This is a genomic window from Oleiphilus sp. HI0066 (assembly GCF_001635725.1).
This window is the reverse complement of the sequence record NZ_LWFH01000102.1, coordinates 1-22,618: the sequence shown is the minus strand read 5'-3', so window position 1 is coordinate 22,618 and position 22,618 is coordinate 1. Positions and strand designations below refer to the sequence as shown.

Below are 22,618 nucleotides of genomic sequence, written 5' to 3'. Positions count from 1 at the left end.
GCATGGATGTATGCGCTTACTCGTAATTATTCTCGTGTTTTTGGCTGTTTTACTTCCAACGACGAAAAGTATTGCTTCTGATCTAACCCAACTAGCTAATGATCGACAATGGCTAGACCTCTTACACTATCATCAGGTCGGCATTCTTTCCGAGCAAGGAAGCCAAGTCGACGATCCTAGTTTTTTTCTGAGTCCTGACGGACAAACCAATCCCAAAAGTGAACTCAGTGCCACCATTGAAGCGATGTCAACTTTCGGAACAGACTTCAACAAATACCGATGTAAATATCCTGCTCGCTTTACCTGGCTTCAAAGCCACGGCTATTTAACCAATGAAAATTTAAACTGTCCTGAGCTCAAGCAATTTCTTCAAGATGTATCAGCGCAGGGTTTAACACTGATCTTTCCTGCGGCATATTTGAACAGCCCTTCATCGATGTTTGGTCATACCCTAATGCGCATCGACAGCTCTACACATAAAAGCGATCTACTTTCGTACAGTATTAATTATGCTGCCAACGCCGACCCGAACGATAACGAACTTGTTTTTAGCTACAAAGGCCTGAATGGAGGTTACCCAGGTGTTTTTTCGGTATTGCCGTATTATGAAAAAGTAAAAGAATACAATTACCTTGAATCCCGAGATGTGTGGGAATACGAACTAGACATAAACAATCAGGAATTGCAGCTATTCATGCTCCATGTCTGGGAGATTAAAGATACGCATTTCGACTATTACTTTTTTACTGAGAACTGCTCGTATCATCTTCTAACACTTCTCGATGCTTCTAGTACAAGATTTGAGTTATCAAAACAATTCAGCACAGATGTAATTCCAGCCGATACAGTTAGAGCCTTGCAAGAAGCCGGACTCATTAAGAGCGCAAGGTTTAGACCTTCGATGCAAACAGCATTAAAGCACCGCCGTAATCAAACTTCTTATGCGACACAGCAATTTGCTGAACAGCTATTAAATGAACGAAATCGGGAAGTATCAGAGCTCACATCAACATCAGTGTTAAGTGACAAACATAAAGCTCAGGCAATAGAACTTGCAGTATCCATCGCGCGATACCGAGCTAAAGAAGAGCCTGATGAAGCTGCGTATTACAATAAGCGTACAATCAGACTATTGTCCGAACGAAGTAAAATTAAAGTAGATCAAAGCTTTACGAGTACACCGACGCCTAAAACACGTGATGACCAAGGCCATCGATCTCACCGCTGGTTAGCGCGCTCCGGTCATGACATAGATGGCAATTACATCGGACTTGATCTTCGGATGTCTTATCATGATTTCTTAGACCCTGTACTGGGATATATCCCAGGAGCTCAACTCGAAATCATTCACGCGAAGTTTAAGTCTTATCTTGATAAGCCAGAGTCAAACGCTCAATTTCAACTTGAAGAATTTAGAGCCATCGATATTCGCTCTTTCTCACCTAGAGATAATTTCATCAAACCTATCTCTTGGTTTGTTTCTACAGGCCTGACGCGCAACATCTATCAATCTGACGAACTAATGCCGTATCTCAATGCAGGCCCCGGCGTCAGCTATCGCACGCCTATTACGAGCAATATCGATTTGCTTAGCAGTGTGTTGCTCAGTTCACGCGCATACATCGACTCAGATATCGATAAAGGATTTACCATCGATAGCGGTCCTAAACTCAACTGGCTAATACAAACTGGAAGCATTAATTTCAATGCGTATTGGGAGCGTCACTACTCTCTACTCGGAGCAAATTTTAATCAGCAAATAGCCTACCTTGGAGTTGGTGTCGCTGCGTTTTCTAATACCAGCCTTCGTCTCGGGGTATCGTATTCAGAATCTAACTTAGAACGACATCAAAGCATCACCAAAGACTATCAAACCGCGGGAGAAATCGGCCTTGCGTGGTACTTCTAATCTAGCTCATAACATCAGTTCTATTCCTATTCGTCTATTATTAATTTTTGCGCTTATAACAAGCGTGGGCTGCAGTAACCTATCTAGCTTTTTGTTTTTTCCCCACCAGCAACACTACAAAACCCCAAACGATCTCAACGTCGAATATGAGACTGTTACGCTTGAATCGGAGGGATTTAAACTTGTTAACTGGCTGATCAAACCTAGTAAAGGACAAAGCCCGAAAGGAACAATCCTATATCTGCATGGCAATGGGGAGAACATCAGCACACATATCAATTCAGTCGCATGGCTAACTAAATTCGGCTATGAGGTATTTCTTTTAGATTACCGCGGTTATGGCTTATCAGAAGGTGGATCGACACTACGAAGCGCATTTATCGACATACAAAGCGCACACCGATGGATAAGCACTCGGCTCGCAGGATCCGAACAATCTTTCTTTGTATTTGGTCAGAGTATGGGGGGAGCCCTAGCAATTACCTATGCAGCGAACATAAATAAGACGGATGAAGATCTACGAACTATCAACGCTTTAATCAGCGAATCTGCTCCGGCCAACTGGCCCCAAGTAGCGCGAGAAGCAATGAGAAAACACTGGTTGACGTGGCTTGTGCAAGTTCCAGCGAGTCTAATTGAAAGCGACTATAACCCTGAAAAACATATCTCAGAACTGAAACAAACTCCGATATTACTGATGCACAGCAAAAATGATCCTGTCGTCGACTATCGTCACTTCACGCAATTAGAAGCGATCGCTAAACAAAACGATCTTAATATTTCTAGCTATCAAACATTGGGCTTACACACGCAAGGCCTGGCATATGAAAAAGCGCGCAAAACACTACTTAATTTCTTAGCATCAAACAGCGGAACAAACGCCCAATAGACACACAGCGAAATATATCTCTGATTAAACGCCGCGTTTAACCCAACCAATCTCGCATAGCAGCAATTTTGAATTGCTGCCCTTGCTTTTCAAACACCACATGATTCTCATCTATCAGCAAGACAGTCATACCTTCAAACATCTGCCCTTCTCTCAGATAAATATTATTGATCATTACACGTCTAGCACTCGGATCAGAACTATAGATATGGCTATTAAACAGAAGCTTCGGAACACGAGGACGCGCAGAATTGCTTATTTCATGTAAAAACAGGACATCGTGATATTGATTATTTAACTCGAGCACTTGCGATGAGGATAAAGGCAAAGAAGAGCTATCTTCACCTTCCAAGTTGGCAGAGAGCCCAACATCATTGACACTTTCGTCATTACTATCGAGCGGAACATCGGACAACTGAACTAAAGGGCTCAATTCTAAACGTTCCTTATCTAATTGATTGATTTTCTTATCAAGCGCGGAGATATTAATACCCGAGTCCAACTCTTCATGATTAGCATCCTGATTTGACAGCAGTCTCGGCTCAATAAGAATTGATCGCCTTTCTTCCACTGAATTTTGATCGGACACTTGGGCTTTTGTTACTACCGAAACGATTACGTCTTCAGACTTCTGTCGATTTACCGATTTATCGTCAACCAAAGTATGGGGATTCTGCTCAATAGACTTTTGATCAATCGCCCCTATTTTTTTAGCTTTTGGCACAACTGGAGTTTGATTTAGCGCCTGCGTTTTATGCTCTGCTGCCGTTTCAACTATCACAGACGAAGACGAAAAGTGAATATACAAAAACACCAGTGCATTTAAGAAAAGAACCGCTACGAGTAACCCTATCCAAGGAAATCGTTTTTGCTGGCGAAGATGCAACAAGTGCTGATCTTGTCTAAAAGATGGTTGGCCTTGTTGCTGACGTTCCCGTTCTGAGCGTTCGAGGGCCTCTAGTATGTATGACATTTGTTATGAGTTTCCTAATAACTTTGGTGCGTCGGTTTCCAACAAATTATTCATTTGAATTAAGGTCAGACTACCGGCGATACCATCAGGAACAAGCCCCATAGAACGCTGAAATTCAATCACTTGCTCTTGCAAGCTTAAGTCTTTGGTCTCAGGGTTAATTTCGGCTAAGCCTTTCTCCAACCATGCACCTTCTTTAAGTTGTCCCGGTGTGACGATTCCAGACTTATAAGGAGGGAGTTGCCATATCACTGAATACTCGCCTAACCAATAACGATCAATATCATCTAGAGAGGTTCTAAACTTTTCACCCGAATGCTCTACCAGAGCAAAATCACCTTCGATCTTTAACAAGGCAACATGAATTTTCTGGCCTTGATTATTAAACAATGTGAGTACGGCAGGACGGTCAATACGTATCAAACTACGCCAATTTCCTTGCTTATGAAGACACGCAAGTCCGTTCACTTGGGCAAACTCGCATGCTAATTGGAAAGGCTCTTCAACGTAGTTTAAATTCCAACTTTCAAAAAGCGACTGAAATGCTTGTAACTTATCTTTCTTACCTTTTTCTCGGCCACCTAAATCAACACTAACAGCAGCAAGAGGGATGCTTCCGGCTGATTTAGGGGCACTCTTCTCCATTACCTGTTGTAGCAGGCGCGTATCTGGATTAGGAGCTTCTACATATGCTACTAACGACTCTGGTGATGAAGACAAAGCTTCTTCAAAGTCATTGATATAAACCTGCTCTCCGTTTTCTGGCTTTAAAACAAGTGCATGAGTTTGAAGTGCAGAAGATTGATCGACATCAACCTCATCCTTCTGTTCATTTATATGCGAGATAGTTTTCTCAGGAGATTTTGTCACTTCGACGACACTATTTACTGACGAATCAACAAAAGGCGTGATGCTATCCAAAAACGGCTTAGACCATACGCCGAGACCAACAAACAAAGTGATCCCCAACGCGGTACCCACTACTCGATACCCGTATTGAAAGACGAAACGCTCCCACGCAGAACGACTTTCACCGAGTATTTCGTAGTTAGCACGTTTGATATGTTCAACTTCAACCTGATCTGAATTGCTTGCATAGGCGCCTAATAGCGCTCGATCAGAGAGCAAATTTATTAAACGCGGAACGCCGCCACTGAGCTTGTATAGTCGGTTCAAGGCTTTATCACTAAACAAGCGCGGTTTCCTACCAGCAACAGCCAAGCGACAAGACACGTAAGCACCAAGTTCAACGCGATTTAAAGACTGTAAGTGGTAACGCGCTGTGATTCTCTGAGCCAGCTGACGAAGCTCAGTTTGAGCCAACATATCACGTAACTCAGGCTGCCCAAGAAGGATGATCTGCAATAACTTTTTCTCTGACGTTTCTAGATTCGTCAAGAGCCTTAACTGCTCCAATACATCAGACGCTAAGTTCTGAGCCTCATCGATAATCAGTACCGTGTGGCGCTGCTTTGCGTGAGCATCCAATAAGTATGCGTTCAATGCATCGTTGAGAGATTTAATCGAAGCATCTCTCTCATACTCAATTCCATACTCATCACAAATAGAGGCGAGAAGCTCGTGTGCGGAAAGTTTAGGATTAACGATAAAAGCAACATCAGTGTTGCTAGGAACTTGATTCAAAAAACAACGGCAAATTGTGGTTTTACCTGTTCCCACTTCACCCGTAAGAACAATAAACCCACCTTGGCCTTGAACGCCATAGAGCAAGTGAGCCAAGGCTTCGCGATGGCGCTCACTCATAAACAAATAACGGGGGTCAGGAGCGATAGAAAACGGTGCTTCTTTTAAGCCGAAATAATCGAGGTACATAGCTTCCAAGAACAAACATTGTTAGTTAATTAACAAAGAGTAACTAAAAGCCAAGATTCAAGCAATAACTCTTAACTTCGCTTTATGTGTTCTGACTTCGCTTTTCAGATCAGTAATACACTGCTCGAGCGTCTTACTAATTTTTGCGTGAGTTCGAATCATAGCTAAACGCGGCCAAGTAGCGCGCTGACCTTGCATCATTAGCTCTGAAATAAAGTCGCTTGATGGATTTGAAAGAACCTTCGCATAATGACTCAACTTATATTTGGGATATAAAGTGACATCACCCTGATAACGTTGCGAAAGCATGGAATAGATTTGGCCTGCGCCTTGTCTAACAATTTCATTTTGGTTGTGCTTACGAAGATAATCAGACACAGCTTGACCATGGAAGCGAAGCTCTCCTTTCAAGATTTTACTCGGTAAATCGCGTAAACGATTCTTGTCGGCATGCTCTTCTTTTAGAAACGGCACAACATGCGGGTTTGTTTGACTAACGATGCTGAAGTTAACATCGTGCAAATGCATCAACCTTTCGATCGGCAAGTCAGAAACCACACTTCCATCCACCCAACGCATATTTGGCATATAGGCCGCATGATTTCCCTTCTCATCCTTTTGCTGCAACTGAACAGGAGGAAAGATACTAGGAACAGCACAAGACGCCAGCGCCGCGCTCCACATCATTAAGTTAGGCGATGTGTAACCGCTTAAAAGCCTCTCTTTTTGCTGATGCTTCACAGGGGACACGGTGATATTGACACTGCGGCCAGTTCTCTCAAAGGCCTCTTGCATCGTATAGTCACCGATATAGTAACGAATCGACTCGCGTAGTTTACTTTGCTCCATAAACCCGCGACCACGAAGACCATTTAAGATACCCGCCCATTTCCAGGGTTTAAGGTTCAAATTCTCAGGGTCGAAAAACTCTGGCAGCTCTTCATCAGTATGCGTTCCTAATAAGGCAGCAATGATAGACCCTGCACTTGATCCTGCGACAACCTGAGGTAAAAGATCTTGTTCCCAAAGCGCTTTAACTACACCTAAGTGAAATGCTCCTAACGAGGCGCCACCACTCATCAACAAAGCCGGTCGGCCATAACTAAGGAGAATTGCTTTGAAAAAATCAAGTTGCTGAGCTGGAAGCATCGAAGATTTAGGGTGTCGGCAAAGAAATTGTAGCGCGACGCATACCTCTTCGACATAATCATCAATAAGACGTTTAGTGCCGACGTAACAAACGGAATATAGCCTTGGGTCTCCCATATTCCCCAAGTCGTGATGAAGCCCTTCACGAAGAGCACGACCTAAACCCTCTAAGTCTTCACGCAAACGCAAGTTACGCAAGGCATGCATCCGCTCTGAAAGCACATCAAAATTATAAATATCTGAATAGGGTTCCAGCTTCCATTGCTGATTGTCGAGCGTGTGATCTAAGGTTAAAGCGATCTCATTCCATTGCGCATAGCTTGTTGACTCATTTAAGTAGCCTTTTAGTTTTTTTATATACGCTTGCTTGTTTTCCACGAGAAACCTTTTCCTGCCGTCTTTTAAAAAAATATAGCGGACAGCAATTAAGACATCTGTGGAGTTGATGAGTATTGATGTGAAGGAATGTAAAAGAGAAGTGAATATTTAACTGTTGCGCATTTGTTTAAAGGCTTAAAAGTCCTCCAAATCTAAGTCGTCATTCGCAAAGGCATCTTCCACAACACCATCACGTATGAGGTAGTTACGATTTTGCAAATAGGCATTGCGAACAAAGACATAAGGATCAGATCCAGCCATTAAGTGTTCAACCTTCAAGAGATCTGCTCGAATATCAAGAACTTTGAGCCCTGTTAATGCGAGCTTTTCCGTACTCGATAATTCATCTGTGTAATAAAGCGGATCAGAGTAAGTATCCGCTGCGCGCCCTAAGGTATCTCTAAAGGTGGAAGGACCTAAAAAAGGCCAAACGATATAGCTGCTATTTTCATAACCATAAAACGCTAGGGTCTGCCCAAAATCTTCCTCTTGATTCTGCAAGCCGAAGTAGGTCGCGACATCAATAAAACCAGCCAACCCGAAAGTTGTATTCCAAATTACGCGATTAAGCGACACAACTGCATTGTGGAGCTTCCCTTGCAGAATACTGTTTGCAAACGTCTCTACATCATCAAGATTATTAAAAAAATTCGTGATGCCTATATTCATAAACTTAGGCATCACGTAGTTATAACCTTGGGCAACAGGTTTTAAAACATAGCGATCAATTTCTTGATTGAACGCAAACATGGTTCGATTAAAACCCTCGTAGGGATCTACTTCAGTTTCTGAAAGTTCTTCAGCTCGAACAGAACTAGCCGAGCAGGCTATTAAGGCGAGAGAGATAAAAATCCATTTTTTAATCAATGTGGTTCCGTACATAACTTGTAGCTTATTAGTATTCTAGTTTTAGACCTTCGCACACTTCTTAACAATAACACTGCCAACTGAGTAACCTGCGCCAAACGAGCAAATCACACCAGTATCACCAACGGCCAAGTCATCACGGTACTTATGAAAGGCAATAATTGATCCTGCAGATGACGTATTAGCATATTCATTTAATATCACAGGAGCCTCGCCTTCCTCTGCAGGTCGACCTAAGACCTTCTTCGCAATCAAAAGGTTCATATTTAAGTTAGCTTGATGCAGCCACATTCGCTTGAGCTGGTCTGGAGTGAAATCGTTATCTGCGAGGTGCTCAACAATCATATTGGCAACCATTGGAGAAACCTCTTTAAATACCTTTCTCCCCTCTTGAACAAATAACTTATCTGCGTTGGCTTGCGCTTCTGGAGCGCAACGATTCATAAAACCGAAATTGTTACGAATATTATTCGAGAAACTTGTTTTTAATTTTGCGCTGACCACTTCGTAATACGTATCGACAGACATCAAATCCTGTCTTTCAACAAGAATAGCAGTCGCAACATCGCCAAAAATAAAGTGACTATCGCGATCTCTAAAATTTAGGTGAGCTGTACAGACTTCAGGATTCAGAACAAGTACGGACCGCGCTGTTCCGGCTTTCACCAAATCAAGCGCAGTTTGAAGAGCAAATGTGGCAGACGAACATGCAACATTCATATCGAAGCCAAAGCCGTCAATCCCAAGCTGCTGTTGAACTTCAATAGATATTGCTGGGTAAGCTCGCTGTAAGTTGGAACAAGCTACAAGTACGGCATCAACATCAGCTACCGTTTTATTGGCTTGAGCCAGCGCGTCTTTTGCGGCGGCTGTTGCCATTTCACATAAAACACTCGGCTCAGAATTTGGTCGTTCGGGGATATTCGGCGCCATGCGCATTGGATCAAGAATACCCTCTTTATTCATCACATAACGGCTTTTAATTCCGCTAGCTTTCTCTATGAAAGCAGAAGAAGATTCTTGTAAGGGTGCGACGCTTCCGTCTTCAATGGCAGCTGCGTTTTCTGCATTAAATGCCGCAACATAACTATTAAAGCTTTCTACCAACTCATCATTACTAATTGACTGCGTTGGAGTAAACAAACCTGTGCCGGTTATCGCCGCTTTATACACTAATTTCCCCTTCTATAAATTATCTATTCTCGTCAGAGACGCGCACCACTAAGAAGCATCATCAGACATTAGTCTTGAAGACACCAATAAACAACTTAAATCAATCACCTCTCAGCGCCGAGTTAAACTCGTCGCACCAACTGCCATTGTTTATTGATACGTTTTTCGGAGATGGTCTCAGCCGTGCCCAATTGTTGGGCGAACCATGATACGCGCTGCTCTTCAATTAGCCAACGAAATCTTGTTAACTCTGGGTCAGAAATACCTTGCGCTTTGTGTGCGTCTAAGCGACTTCGGTATTGCTCCCACCAGTCTTTTAACAACGGCAATGTTTTCCTCTCAAGTGCTAGCTCACGCCCCATCTTTTCGAAGCGCAATGTGCAAGCCTTCAAGTAACGCGGATAATGTTCTAGCTGCTTGTAATCAGTTTGCGACAAGAATCCATCGTATACTAAGTGCTGTATTTGATACTTTAAATCTGCGACAGACATGGCTACCGTAAAATTGATTTTTCCCTTTAATAGCTTCATCAATTCATGGTATTCCTTGAGGATCTCATTCACTAACTGAGCATGTTTTTTAGCCTCAACGACAAAGTCTCCTCGACCCGCCTGCCAGCGTTCTTCAAACTCGGCGGAACTTCTTGGAATTTCATCGCAACGAAAATGATGTGCAATCGCAGACAGAGCAAAGTCATCGTACAAAGCCTCAGCTCTTCCGGTTGGCGCGTAATACAAGCCCATTTGTTTATAGTTAGGGATCTCTTTGGGCAACAAAGCGATTTGATCACTTAACTTGTAAAACAGAAGGCGCGCCATTCCCAAACGGCTTTGTTCTTGCGCTTTATGCTCATCATTCTCGTTAGTCTTAAGAACGTATTTTTTCTTATCGATCAAGCAAGGATATACATTCAGTCTGATACCAGCTTGGGAAACTTCAATAGACTCTGGCAGATCGAAATCCCACGCTAATACCTCTTGTTCATTGCGCACTGAATCCTGAGCGTCTGCATCTGGCTTATCCTTTAAGTACTCATCAGCTTTCTCTACAACTTTAACGAGATCCCTTCCTTGAGTAATTAACTTTCCATTGTCATCAAGCACTCGGATATTCAAACGTAAATGATCATCGAGCAAATCAACATTCCACGCTTCAATAGGCACATTAACGCCTGTTAGATACTTTAGCTGCGCAGCCAAGCTTTCTAATAAGGGATCAGTACTGGATTCGACTTTTTCAAAGATTTTATTAACTGTATCCGGAACAGGTACAAAGTGTTTACGCAGTGTTCGAGGTAAATTCTTGATCAACTGCGTGCATTTTTCTTTAAGTAAACCAGGGACTAACTTCTCAAGGCGCGCGGCCGTAACCTGCCTTGCTGCGCGCGCTGGAACGTTAATACTGATCCCATCCTCCGCAGCTCCTGGTTTAAAGGAGTATGTTAAAGGAAACTTGATACCATTGTTTTCTAGGGTGTCTGGAAACATCCCAGCATCAAAGCTCGCGGCATTATCTAGTTTAAGTTGCTCTTCACTAAAGACAAGACGGAGCTTGTCATTCTCGCTTGCTTGGCGATACCATTTTTCGAGCGCAGCATCGCTCACAACATGTTTTGGCAGTAGGCCATCGTACAAGCTATATAGCGCCTCATCATCAATGACAACGTCCTTTCTTCGCGTACGATCTTCTATTTTTTCTAGCTCTTGCAAGGCAGCGTGATTGAGTTTGATCGCCTTTACACGCCCACGATATTCACCCTCCACTAATGCGCTACGAATAAAAACTTCTCGCGCAAAAACTTCATTCACAGAGCTGAAATTAACGAGCCGTTTTGCAACGATTTCAAGTCCATATAACGTGACTTTTTCATACGCTAATACTTGCCCGCGCTTGCGCTGATAATGCGGCTCGCTCCAAGACTTCTTAATCAAGTGCGAAGCAAGAGGTTCAACCCAACCTGCTTCAATGCGCGCATTCATACGCGCAAACACTTGTTGTGTTTCAACGAGTTCCGCAGACATTAACCATTTGACTTTGGATTTCGCGATACCAGACCCAGGATATATCTGAATCTTCTTGTTACGACAGGCAAGATAATCACGCTTTTCATCATGACGCGCGATGTTTGATAAAAATCCCGAAAGCAACGATTCATGCAGCGCTTGATACTTCAAGGATTTTTGATCGTCTGTCACGGGTGAGTCTGATGCTTCAACATCAGGTGTTTGTTCACGCCAAGCTTTACAAGCAATGACTAGTTGACGATGCATCTCACGCCATTCTCGCATGCGCATAAACGATAAAAAGTTCTTTTGCGCATAGCGCTTTAGTGCACTCGAACCAAGTTCTTGTCGTTGCTCTTCGTAATGTTTAAACAAAAGTACTAGTGATGCAAAATCCGAGTCCTTATCTCGAAACTGAGCATGGGCTTGATCCGCAGCTTGACGTTTTTCAACTGGGCGTTCGCGAGGATCTAGTATAGCCAAGCCACTCACAACAATCAGGGCGTCATCAAGACAGTTTTGTTGTTTTGCTTGATACAAGACGCGCGCGAGTTTGGGGTCGATTGGCAGTTTTGCGATTTCTCTACCTAAACGAGTAATTCTATTAGTTTTGTTGACTGCACCAAGTTCAAATAAAAGCTTGAAACCATCATTCCAAAGCTTCGATTCTGGCATGTCCAAAAACGGAAATTTCTTTACGTCAACCAAACCTACATCCAACATCTTCAAGACAACTGAAGCAAGGTTTGTTCTTAGAATCTCTGGATCAGTAAACTCGGGGCGGGAATTAAAGTCGTCTTCACTATAAAGCCGATAACATATGCCTTCTGCAACACGCCCACAACGCCCCTTACGTTGATTCGCGCTTGCCTGAGAAATTCCTTCAATTGGAAGTCTTTGAATTTTTGAACGAACGCTATAGCGGGACATTCGCGCTAAACCGCTATCAATCACGTAGCGAATACCTGGCACGGTAATCGATGTTTCCGCAACATTCGTCGCAAGCACAATACGACGACCAGAGTGGCTTCGAAATATCTTCTGTTGCTCTTCGTTACTTAGGCGAGCGTATAGCGGCGTTACTTCCGTATCACGCCAATCCATATCTCGCAGATGTTTTGCTACTTCCCGAATCTCGCGTTCTCCAGGAAGGAAAACAAGTGCATCACCAATGCGCCACCCCCGCTCCTTTTCATCGTCTTGCAAGGTTTCTACAGCGCGCTGAACCATTTCAGGTAAAGACATTTCATTATCGCGCCCACCATCGAGATATTTCACGTCTACAGGAAAGGTTCGTCCCTCCACTGAGATAACAGGAGCATCTTCGAAATGGCGAGAGAAACGCTCTACATCTATCGTCGCGGAGGTAATCACTACCTTCAAGTCTTTTCGCTTTCGCAAAATGGTCTTTAAATAGCCCAAAATAAAATCGATATTCAGACTACGTTCGTGCGCTTCATCAATAATGAGCGTTTGATACTTGTTTAAAAACGGGTCATTTTTAATTTCGGCAAGTAAAATACCATCCGTGATGACCTTGACTAAGGTCTGGTCCGAGGACTGATCAGTAAATCTAACCTGATAGCCAACCGCGTGGCCCAATTCTGTATTGAGCTCATCACTAATTCGATTAGCAACGGTTCTGGCGGCCAAACGACGTGGTTGGGTATGACCGATTAATCCACGATTAGCTAAACCTAACTCCAAACAAATTTTAGGAAGCTGAGTCGTTTTACCGGAACCTGTTTCACCAGCGACAACGACAACCTGAGCGATTTGAAGCGCATCCTTAATCTCGTCAACCTGTTGTGAGACGGGCAAATTTTCAGGATATGTAATAGTGACAGGTGTCTGCTTTCTCGACTCAACTAAATCACATGATTTCTGGTACTTTTCATCCAAGCTCTGAAGCTGTTTTTGGCGATCACTGTCATTGAGTTTTGCCGCATGGGACAGTTTACGCCTTATCGCATACTCATCGCGCAATAAACATTTAGACAAATCATATTGTTGAATATTGTTTTGATCGGAAACAGACACTAGGTTCTCTTTAATTTCTTTAGATACAGACGCTTACACGATGACGTTTGATTCGCTTTGATTGTGGCCTATTCTAACTTGAATAGACTTTGTTATAGCGGAAGCCAATTATGCGGGTTATCGAAAACATTACTTACGATGAACTACACGTCGGGGATTATGCCACATTCACAAAAACATTAACGGAAGATGAGCTAGTTTTATTTGCTGCTGCTTCTGGCGATGTAAACCCCGTTACTTTGGATGCGGAATACGCAAAAAAAACCACTTACAAAGAGCGTATAGGCCATGGAATGTGGGCAGGCTCTCTTATTTCTGCGGCTTTATCTACTGTTATTCCAGGTCCCGGAACAGTACATCTGGAGCAAAATTTAAAGTTCAACGAAGCTGTTAGACTCGGAGACACACTAACAGTGACGCTAACTGTTAAAGAGAAGCTAGCACACAACCGTGTTGAGATGGACTGCTCGGTTAGAAATCAGGATAATATTGAGATTATTACTGGCACTTCTTTGATTGCAGCCCCTACTGACAAAGTTTCGCTTCAAGAACCACACCTGCCAAGAATCGAAATCGAAACAACATAAATCTGAAGGTAACTATTAATGACGACGCGTGCAGAACAAAAACTTAGAACACGCAGAGCCATTTTAGATGCCGCGCTTAAAATTCTATCTAATCAAAGAAGCCTTGATAGCATTGGCCTAAGAGAAGTTACTCGCGAAGCAGGTATCGCCGCTCCTTCCTTTTATAGACACTTCGCAGATATGGAAGAGCTTGGTTTAGCTCTTGTCGAGGAAGCTGGTCTATTTCTGAGACAGATGCTCAGAAAAACAAGACAACGTATCGATGATACGGACAGCGCAATTGATATTTCCACCGATACATTCATTGAGTTTCTCGAACAATATCCCATGCATTTTCGTATTCTATTACAAGAACAAGTGGGCTATTCCGATGAATTCAGGCGCGCTGTTCGTCTGGAAGTAGATAATTTCGTCAACGAGCTATGTGATTATCTTCAGTCTCGCGCTACACGAAATATAGACACGCAAAATGTAGCTGAAGCAATGATCGCGATTATTATTGCAATGGGAGCAAAGTTTACATTTTTAGATAAAGCTAAAAAACGAGCTCTGAGAGACAACACTATAAGCCAACTCAAACTCGTCATGCTTGGTGCGTTGAAAACAGAGATATAGCCTTCAATAACTCAGGCTAATCCCAAATAGCAAACGCACCAGCATTTGTGTCTCCATCAATCGTTGCCTCCGGCAAACCTATTGCTAACATACCCGCGAACAATGAAAGAGACTTAACTCGAGCATTCAATACTGAACCACCTAAAGCTTGTTCGTCATCATATACACTCAGGTATACCGGTGCTTCACTAATACTTTGATGATCATATATTTCTACATGAGCAGGAATTGTTGAGCTATTGAGTTCGAAACTGGCACTCGGCTGACCAATCACCAAGTAACGATTTTCCGCAGCAATCACCTCACCGAAATTAGCCCCAGATAAGGGTTGCTTAGCCTTGATGTAATTGCTAATCGATAGAGCATCAAACTCATCAAGCATATACTGATAAACCGCACCATAATTACCGTCTAATGGTCCTCCGCCAACCGGCGCATTATTCTGATTTTCTCCGGTATTAATAACCGAGGAGTTGCTATCTTCTAACGGAGCTCCCACAAATAAAGTAGTACCCGCCAAAGCAACACTTGAACCGAATCGATCACCCTGATCATTAAAGCTCGGCTTAAGATAGTCTTTAACGACTGGCGTGCCATTTAATGACGCCTTGTTAAACAATAACGCAGATCCTGAATTAACTAGGGTTGCAGCAACCGGGTTATCAATAAGATCTTGCAAATCACTCGCTCTACCATTAGATAAAGCTAAATCACTCGGTGAAGCTGCATCATTTGGTACACCTACTAATAGGAATCGATCATTTACCGCCAAAGACGCACCGAAAGCCTGTCCAGAATGCTCAAATATATGTTGGTAAGTATTGGTTTGTGCACGCCACGTATTCCCTGACTCTCTAAAAAACTGATAGACCTTACCAAGTTGTCGAGCACTACCACCAATTTCACGCTGCTGTGGAGCCCCTACAAACAACTCGCCATTGAACTCTGCTAATGCCGAACCAAAACCCGTTTTAGGATCAACAATATTCAAGGCATTGTCTGGATTCTTAATATAACCAACCTCTTGCGCAACGCATGAATTCGAAATTTCGTAGACATAGACAGCTCCGCTATCGAACTGAGAATAATTTAAGTTTAACCCTGCAGCAGCTAAAGAATATGCACCAACCCCGTCGGAATCTTCCCCTGAAGCATAAACATACAAGTAATCTCCTCGCACAAGGACATTCGAGCCAAATGCATCATTCTCTCGCGCATTACTTGCTTTGACCAAACCACAAAACTCTAGTGAACCATTCTCTAAATCACGCTGATAGAGCTGAACAGCACCACTATTTAAAGTAGTTGTATTAGATACCGCATCAGATGCAGGAACGAAACTAGTATCGCCGCCATCATTACCCGGTACTCCGACCGCTAAAAACAATCCAGTACCGGACACCGAGCTTGCTTTTTTATCTTCAATATCAGAATTCGAGTTTGCTTGAGATGTCTCAATCGAGCTCTCATAAGGGCTACGATCGATAGTAAAGTTTATTTCAAATGACTCAGATAGAGTTCTAAGGACACGACTGATTTCTTCGACATTGCCATCAGGGTCAGTCACTTCATCCGTTATGACCACTCCTAAGAACTCGCATTCAGAACGAGTTTCTTCGAATCTATATGAAATCTCGAAATTCACATCAATTTCCGAGGTTGAAGACACTATTTCAAAAGGTACTTCTAATCGATTATCCACCGTAACTGGACCTGTTTGATTGTTATTGTCAGCAATTAACGCCGTTACACTTGCTACTTCAGCAATCGATCCGTCAGCTAACGAAACATCTTCCTCGGCATCAAGCACATCGAGGTAAACAAAAAACAAATTGCTAGCTGGTTCTAAAAACAAGGTTTCTGAAAGACTTGATGCAACCAAGCTTTGCGCTTTGTATAGCACCTGGGCTTCTAGTAAATCTGCTCCCTTGGACACTAACTTAATCTCGTTGACAACGGGGCTTGCTAATGGAGCAATCGAACAATCTGGTTCGTCAGGAGAAACCAGAACCGGGTTTGCATCAACGTCATAGGTACGAGAGCACGCAGAGATAAAAACAATACAGACTAATGAAGAAACGAGTGCACGAAGAGACAAAACAATTTCCAACTATAATTCTTTGAGCCCAAGATTATATCGATGTTTGAATTATTGTTAGAGAGTCCGTACACAGTTTTTAAGACAAGTCTTTATATTTCTAGATCATGTACAATATGCGGGTTACCGCAAAAGATTATTCAATACATCTATCAATTCATTTAAGTGGACTATGACCAAGCAACTTGATCGCACCTTTTCGATTGCTCCTATGATGGACTGGACTGATAAACATCAGCGCTACTTTGCTCGTTTACTAACGAAGCGCTCGCTGTTGTACACAGAAATGGTCACGACTGGCGCCATTATATATGGAGATGAAGATCGGCACCTTGAGTACAACGAAGAAGAGCATCCTATTGCTCTTCAGCTTGGAGGCAGCGACCCTAAAGATCTTGCCAAATGTACCAAAATAGCTAAGACGCGTGCTTATGACGAAGTCAACCTTAACGTAGGCTGTCCAAGTGATCGAGTGCAAAATAATATGATTGGCGCTTGTTTAATGGGGCATAAAGACCTCGTTGCTAGTTGTATCTCTGCAATGCGAGAATCATGCGACATTCCTGTAACAATCAAACATCGTATCGGTATAGACGACTTCGATAGCGAAGAGTTTTTGAGTGATTTTGTCGGCACTGTCGCAGAAACCGGATGCTCTACATTCATCGTTCACGCCAGAATTGCAATTTTGGATGGTCTAAGCCCGAAAGAAAATAGAGAGATCCCTCCCCTCAAATATGATTGGGTATATCGTTTAAAACAACATTTTCCAGACCTAGAAATCATTATAAACGGAGGAATTAAAAACCTTGATGAAGCAGAAAATCATCTTAAAAATGTAGATGGCGTCATGCTTGGTCGAGAGGCTTACCATAACCCGTGGCTACTTTCGGAAGTGGATCAACGGTTATACAACACTCCATCCAAGGTTTTAAAAAGACATGAAGTTATTGAGCAGATGTACCCCTACATTGAGCAACAGCTAGGACATGGTCAGAAACTTAGCTACATTACCCGCCATATTTTAGGCCTATACCACGCACAACCGGGTGGCAAACAATTTCGAAGGCATATAAGCGAAGAGGCGCACAAGCTAGGTGCAGACATTGAGGTCCTAGAAAAAGCATTGTCTTACGTTGAATAACAATTTGCATTCAATGACTCTTAGTGTGAAGCAAATCGGTTTTTTATCTAGAGCATTAGTTTACGTTTACCTATATCCCATTACTCATTGAGTTTCATTATGTCGAACAAGTTAGACCAATTAAGAAAGATGACTGTTGTTGTGGCCGACACAGGTGATTTACAAGCAATTAAACAATGGAAGCCTCAAGATGCAACAACCAACCCTTCGCTATTGCTTAAGGCAGCTTCACTTACTGAATACTCTGAGCTATTGAATAATGCTAAGAGTCACGGCCTTGAAAATGGAGCATCAAGTCAAGACCAACTAGATTTAGCTTGTGATCATCTGGCGGTTTCTATTGGCAAAGAAATATTAGGACATATCCCAGGAAGAATTAGTACTGAAGTAGACGCTCGACTTTCTTTCGATACCGAAAAATCGGTTGCACGTGCACTAAGAATTATTGGAATGTATGAAGATACCGGCATCCCAAAGGAGCGAGTTCTCATTAAATTAGCTTCAACTTGGGAGGGTATTCAAGCGGCAAAAGCTCTTGAGAAACAAGGAATTAACTGCAATTTAACACTTTTATTTGATTTCTCTCAAGCGCAAGCTGCAGCGGACGTTGGTGCATATTTAATCTCTCCTTTTGTTGGTCGAATACTAGATTGGTACAAATCGAACACAGATAAACAGACATACGAGCCTTGCGAAGACCCAGGCGTTTTATCAGTAAAAGAAATATTCAATCACTACAAGAGCAACGGGTACGATACTATTGTCATGGGTGCCAGCTTTAGAAATACTGGGGAAATTGAGCAACTTGCGGGCTGCGATAGGCTTACTATTAGCCCGCAATTATTAGAAGAGTTATCAAACGATACAGCCCCACTGGAACAAAAGTTGTTTACTAAATCAACAGAAACGACCACGACTCCTTATTCAGAATCACAATTCCGCTGGGGGTTGAACGCCAGCGCTATGGCAACAGAAAAGCTTGCCGAGGGCATTAGAAATTTCGCTGTTGATCAGCTGAAGCTCGAACAAATACTCAAAGGGTGAGCACTAGATGATATCAAAGCTAAAAGCTTTTTTTACTGAACTCGCTACACAAACGAATCCTGAAGTTAAGCAAAGCTCCATAGAGCTATGCTGTTTTAGCCTAATGTGTATCATCGCTAATATCGACAATGACTTTGATGAAAATGAACGAATCACAATCAAAGAGCTTGGCAAAGAACTTTTTAGCCTAGACGATGCAACCATTTCAGATATCATCAAAGATGCTGAGCAATCAGCGCATGACTCAACTTCTTTGCACCAATTTACCTCAACCATTCACGAGCATCTGCAAGAGAAAGACAAATTCGCTCTCATCGTTGGCTTATGGAAAATAGCTTATGCTGATGGATCAATAGACAAATACGAAGAGCACATTATTCGCCGAGTGGCCGAACTCGTTTATCTTGATCACGCTAGGTTCACAGAAGCAAAGCATGTAGCAAAACCATGACGTATATCATTGGACATCGGGGCGCACGCGCAGAACTTCCTGAAAATACAGTGCCTAGCTTTGTTCACGCCCAACAAAATGGATGCTTCGCTTTTGAGCTCGACGTCAGGCTATCTTCCGACCATGAACTAATGGTATTTCATGACGTTACGACGAACAGAACGACGGGATACCGGGGAAATATACACGACATTCCATCATTGAAACTTCAGACGCTAAACGCTAAAGCAGATCATTTATGCTCAACATCGTGCTTCATTCCAACCTTAAAACAAGTTGTCGATGCCGTCCCTGAAACTTGGGACTGGCAATTCGAGATAAAACCTACGAGTAGACAAAGAATGGATATCCTCGCCTACAAGCTTGCACGATACCTCAGAACAAATAATCTTAAATTAGGGAGAGTAAGCGTTACATCATCTAGCCCGTATTTTCTAAATAAAATACATCGGATCGATAGAAAAATTCGGCGCGGTTTAGTTGCCGATTTTAATGGAAACACAGCCCTGCAAACTGCTAAAAATTTAGATCTAGAGCTCATTGCTCTTAACGATAAGTTCTGTAATCAAACCGTTACCAAAGACATACTATCAGCAGGAAAAGAGATCTCAGTATGGACGGTGAATGATTTACAGCGTATTGATCAGCTGCGATTAATGGGCGTTAACAGCGTTATTACTGACATCCCGTCAACGGCGATCGCTAACAACTAAACCTAAAGGTTTCGCGTTAGCGATCTTGTCTTATTTAAAAATCTGCCGGATCTAAAGGATTAGTACCCTCAAGCACTTCATCCAAATCACCCCAACCATCTGCATCTGTATCTGAACTTCGAGGATCCGTAAGATTATCGTACTCTTCTAGGTTAACTAATCTGTCGTTATCAGCGTCACCAAAGCGTCCAGTCCCTAAATTGACGGTTGGAACACCACAACTAGCATCATTCACTAAATCATAACGACGTTCATAGAAGCAAGGAATTTGGTCAGCATCAGCACCGTCAAACAAGCCAACTCCCTGAACCTTGATCACGCCATTTGACTCTTTAACTTGAACAATCTCTGAACCAATCGGAGCTAACCCCCAGACACCCTCATCTTGACGTGTCGCAGCGAAATTAAATGCATTTTCGACCGCTGGATTATCTGGCGGACCGGCTGTAGCTAGAGAGTTAACATGAATCTGCACACTATTTTGCATAAAGTTACTCGGTGCGACATCAAGTCCTGAATTATCTAAATAAGAGGAAACCGTATATATTTCTTCGGTGCGACCAGCAATAGTGGATTGCTGAACAAGCATTTCATACATAGATGGTCTGAGATGACGACTCAACTCCGTTTGACTCAACGCCAATATTTCAGATAAGTCTAGACTCAACGCAAACCCGCTCGGTACGATGACACGAGAAGCAGCAGGCTCCCCTACCTTTGATACCAGACCAACACTCAATTTACTTTCTGGTAAACCGGCCCAACCGGCATTAGCAAATGAAATTGTATTACCAATCGATGGAGTACCAGATGTATCCACAGTCACCAAAGCTACATCTTCGATAGTATCTGAGCCAATCGGTATATAAACGCCTTGTCCAGCCACCCATACTGCATTTCGTAATTGGGCATTATCCAAATCAACTCGTCCAACAAAGCCCCCGTTTAAATCGTACATTGCAAGTTTAGCGCTGAGTCCATCACTTTCTTGTACAACAAAATGGTCGTCAACTGACAGCAAGCCAAAGATCGAACCATTCGCAACACTTAGCGAAGGCAAAGTATTGACGGTTGAAGGTGACCCAAGGTCAACTGAACGCAATGACCCATTTGTTCCGACAAGAAGTAGCTTGTCTTGAGCCGACTCATAAGTTACGAAGTCAACCGGCAAAGAAGATACATCAATATGGCTAATGTAATTGCCGGTTACATAATCATAACGAATCAGGGAATCCCAACTCGATGCGTAAAACGCAAATTGCTCATAAGAGGCATTATCGATGAATGCAACCTTCCCTATTTCAGATTGCTCTGCCATCCAGCTAGCGTAGCAGCGCATGCGATCAGCTCTTTGAAAACCATTCGTCAAGGTCGAACAAGCGTTGTCTAGAGGATATCCGTCACTATTATCGTTAGCACCATCATTGTCACTATCAGCAATCGTAGGCATTGATTTATACCCAACTGTAAAACAATAGGTTGCGCCATTTACACTATGTTCTACTTCAAGAGACGAGCACTTTCCTGGGCCCGTTTCTAAACGCGGGTTAGTAAATTCTGTCGCCGCATCTGGATCGACGAAAGACACGGTAAGCTCCGCATCATCATTAACACCATCACTATCCGTATCCGCCTTATTCGTCTGAGTCATAAGGATGTTAATCTCTACACCATCCAATAAACTATCTGTATCAGAATTTGCGACAATCGAACTAGAGTCCGTGAGATTATGTTCTCTCAGATTACTAGCGTAATCATTATCATAATCTTCGTTCGCATCGAGAATTCCATCGTTGTCTGAATCCACGCTTAATGGGTTGCTATGCGTAAAGCGATTTTCCGTTCTCATTTTCTCAAATGATTGAGGTAGCGACATATCCGTTTCGGTTAAATCGACAGGAGCATCAAAGTTAATCGGCGCTACATCATTTTCAATAACCAACAACTCTTCGATATCAAAAATACCATCACCGTCACCATCTTCTGAGCGAGGGTCCGACACATACCAAACATAAAGCCTATCTAGGCCAGGAATCGTTAGACCGGCAAAGTCAGTGATCACTTCTCTAAATGGTGGGTTGTGGAAATCAGTTCTTGGAGAAGGAATCCATCCTGGAGATAGGTATCTGCTATTCAGGACCTCATCTGGCACATTATCACTATTCAAATCGTCTCCGAAATAGAACAGCGTGTCGTCAGATTTATAGCCAAAAACCCACACCTCGTTTCCGTCAGTAATTGTATCGCCATCAGAATCATCATTGCCTGGATCTATTCCTAAAATGACCTCAACAAAATCAGGAATTCCATCGCTATCCCCATCGATATTTAGAGGATTTGAATCAACGTCATCATTCAGAAAATCAAAATCAGTATCTTTTAAAGTCGGGTTCGTACCGGCTACAACTTCCGCACCATCATCGATTCCATCGCCATCCGTATCTTTGAGATTTGGATTAGTTTTGTTGCCATTAACGTCCCCTACACTCTCTTCGCCATCACTTAGACCATCACCATCCGTATCTTCCTCTAAGGGATTACTAGTACAAGCGACGAAGCCAACCAAACCATCTTGAACACAAGTAACATTGTTCGGGTCACCCCTTACTTCGTCAAAATCAGTCAAACCATCATTGTCAGAGTCTTTCATCCAAGGGTTCGTGCCCAATACCAATTCTTCAATATTCGTTAAACCATCGAGATCTGCATCCTCATTGGCATCACTAACACTATTTGACGTGGTTAAAAATTC

At 42.7% G+C, this 22,618-nt stretch carries 15 protein-coding genes and 1 pseudogene; 8 read left to right on the top strand and 8 right to left on the bottom strand.

What is annotated here, in order from left to right; translation table 11 throughout:
- Both A3738_RS01615 and A3738_RS01610 read left to right on the top strand, forming a co-directional pair.
- On the top strand, positions 1–1,909 hold a 1,909-nt coding region (locus A3738_RS01615), incomplete at its 5' end, for a DUF4105 domain-containing protein (RefSeq protein ID WP_231876495.1).
- A complete protein-coding gene (locus A3738_RS01610; RefSeq protein ID WP_068478811.1) occupies positions 1,893–2,798 on the top strand; it encodes an alpha/beta hydrolase in 906 nt (301 codons plus the stop codon). The genes A3738_RS01615 and A3738_RS01610, both read left to right, overlap by 17 nt.
- 37 nt (positions 2,799–2,835) lie before the next feature.
- Here A3738_RS01610 and A3738_RS01605 read toward each other — a convergent pair whose 3' ends face one another.
- The 6 genes from A3738_RS01605 to hrpA form a co-directional block, all read right to left on the bottom strand.
- Positions 2,836–3,771, bottom strand: coding sequence for a general secretion pathway protein GspB (locus tag A3738_RS01605; RefSeq protein ID WP_068473148.1), 936 nt, complete (start codon positions 3,769–3,771; stop codon positions 2,836–2,838).
- Positions 3,772–3,774: 3 nt separating this feature from the next.
- Positions 3,775–5,604, bottom strand: coding sequence for an ExeA family protein (locus tag A3738_RS01600; RefSeq protein WP_068478814.1), 1,830 nt, complete (start codon positions 5,602–5,604; stop codon positions 3,775–3,777).
- 57 nt (positions 5,605–5,661) lie between these two features.
- Positions 5,662–7,131: a DUF3336 domain-containing protein gene (locus A3738_RS01595; protein ID WP_068478817.1), complete on the bottom strand. Its 1,470-nt coding sequence runs from the start codon at positions 7,129–7,131 to the stop codon at positions 5,662–5,664.
- Between the two features lie 135 nt (positions 7,132–7,266).
- Entirely contained in the window at positions 7,267–8,013 is a 747-nt protein-coding gene (locus A3738_RS01590; protein ID WP_068478820.1) for a VacJ family lipoprotein, read from the bottom strand.
- Between the two features lie 27 nt (positions 8,014–8,040).
- The gene (locus tag A3738_RS01585) at positions 8,041–9,171 is read right to left on the bottom strand and encodes a beta-ketoacyl-ACP synthase III (RefSeq protein ID WP_068478823.1); all 1,131 of its coding nucleotides are present in this window, start codon (positions 9,169–9,171) and stop codon (positions 8,041–8,043) included.
- 122 nt (positions 9,172–9,293) lie between these two features.
- Positions 9,294–13,214: an ATP-dependent RNA helicase HrpA gene (hrpA, locus tag A3738_RS01580; protein ID WP_068502436.1), complete on the bottom strand. Its 3,921-nt coding sequence runs from the start codon at positions 13,212–13,214 to the stop codon at positions 9,294–9,296.
- Between the two features lie 110 nt (positions 13,215–13,324).
- On the opposite strand from hrpA, the gene A3738_RS01575 reads away from it, so the two are divergent.
- Positions 13,325–13,801 carry a MaoC/PaaZ C-terminal domain-containing protein gene (locus A3738_RS01575; RefSeq protein WP_068478371.1) on the top strand — a complete coding sequence of 159 codons (477 nt, stop codon included), beginning with the start codon at positions 13,325–13,327 and terminating at the stop codon, positions 13,799–13,801.
- 18 nt (positions 13,802–13,819) lie between these two features.
- The gene (gene fabR / locus A3738_RS01570; RefSeq protein WP_068478369.1) at positions 13,820–14,416 is read left to right on the top strand and encodes an HTH-type transcriptional repressor FabR; all 597 of its coding nucleotides are present in this window, start codon (positions 13,820–13,822) and stop codon (positions 14,414–14,416) included.
- A 16-nt stretch (positions 14,417–14,432) separates the two neighbouring features.
- Here the strand turns inward: fabR and A3738_RS01565 are convergent, their stop codons facing one another.
- Positions 14,433–16,514, bottom strand: coding sequence for an FG-GAP repeat protein (locus tag A3738_RS01565; protein ID WP_197473511.1), 2,082 nt, complete (start codon positions 16,512–16,514; stop codon positions 14,433–14,435).
- 172 nt (positions 16,515–16,686) lie between these two features.
- Here A3738_RS01565 and dusA point away from each other — a divergent pair, with 172 nt between their 5' ends.
- The 4 genes from dusA to A3738_RS01545 all read left to right on the top strand — a co-directional run bounded on the left by dusA (position 16,687) and on the right by A3738_RS01545 (position 19,866).
- Positions 16,687–17,658: a tRNA dihydrouridine(20/20a) synthase DusA gene (gene dusA, locus A3738_RS01560; RefSeq protein WP_068478365.1), complete on the top strand. Its 972-nt coding sequence runs from the start codon at positions 16,687–16,689 to the stop codon at positions 17,656–17,658.
- A gap of 99 nt (positions 17,659–17,757) precedes the next feature.
- On the top strand, positions 17,758–18,702 hold the full coding sequence (gene tal, locus A3738_RS01555) for a transaldolase (RefSeq protein ID WP_068478362.1): 945 nt from the start codon (positions 17,758–17,760) through the stop codon (positions 18,700–18,702).
- A 7-nt stretch (positions 18,703–18,709) separates the two neighbouring features.
- Positions 18,710–19,153, top strand: a complete 444-nt coding sequence (locus A3738_RS01550; RefSeq protein WP_068478361.1) for a TerB family tellurite resistance protein — start codon at positions 18,710–18,712, stop codon at positions 19,151–19,153.
- On the top strand, positions 19,150–19,866 hold the full coding sequence (locus A3738_RS01545) for a glycerophosphodiester phosphodiesterase (RefSeq protein WP_068478359.1): 717 nt from the start codon (positions 19,150–19,152) through the stop codon (positions 19,864–19,866). Before A3738_RS01550 ends, A3738_RS01545 begins: the two co-directional genes overlap by 4 nt.
- Positions 19,867–19,900: 34 nt before the next feature.
- On the opposite strand, the pseudogene A3738_RS30375 reads toward A3738_RS01545, so the two are convergent.
- A pseudogene (locus tag A3738_RS30375) lies at positions 19,901–22,618 on the bottom strand (hypothetical protein); the annotation flags it as partial.